The 282-nt window shown below is 51.1% G+C and carries 1 protein-coding gene; it reads right to left on the bottom strand.

Features of this window, described 5'->3' with window-relative positions; translation table 11 throughout:
* The coding region (locus EQW76_RS28870) for a helix-turn-helix transcriptional regulator (protein WP_143123538.1) at positions 1-260 on the bottom strand (260 nt) is incomplete at its 3' end.
* Between the last annotated feature and the right edge of the window lie 22 nt (positions 261-282).

The following is a 282-nucleotide window of genomic DNA, read 5'->3' as shown; positions in this document are numbered from 1 at the left end:
CGGCTCAAACATTCCATAAGTTTGCGCTCCGACAGGTTTGCGAAATCGCCTCGAAGCAGCAAGGATACTTTCGGTTGCGGAAGTCCCATGCGATGGCCCGCCTGTTCTTGCGTCAAATCAAGTCGGCGCACCGCTTTCGCAATCTCGATGACAAGACCGGATTTTATTTTCAGCTTCTCAGCATCGGCAAGCCCCAGATCCGCAAATACATTGCCGGAACCGCTTTCGACCTCAATGCCATTAATGATGCGAGGTGCCATTGCTTATCTCCTTTGCAAGAAT

Origin of the sequence: Rhizobium sp. rho-13.1 (genome assembly GCF_007000305.1) — a bacterium.
In the GTDB taxonomy this organism is placed as follows: domain Bacteria; phylum Pseudomonadota; class Alphaproteobacteria; order Rhizobiales; family Rhizobiaceae; genus Rhizobium; species Rhizobium rhododendri.
The sequence above is the reverse complement of the archived record's forward strand: the minus strand, read 5'-3'. Positions and strand labels throughout refer to the sequence as shown.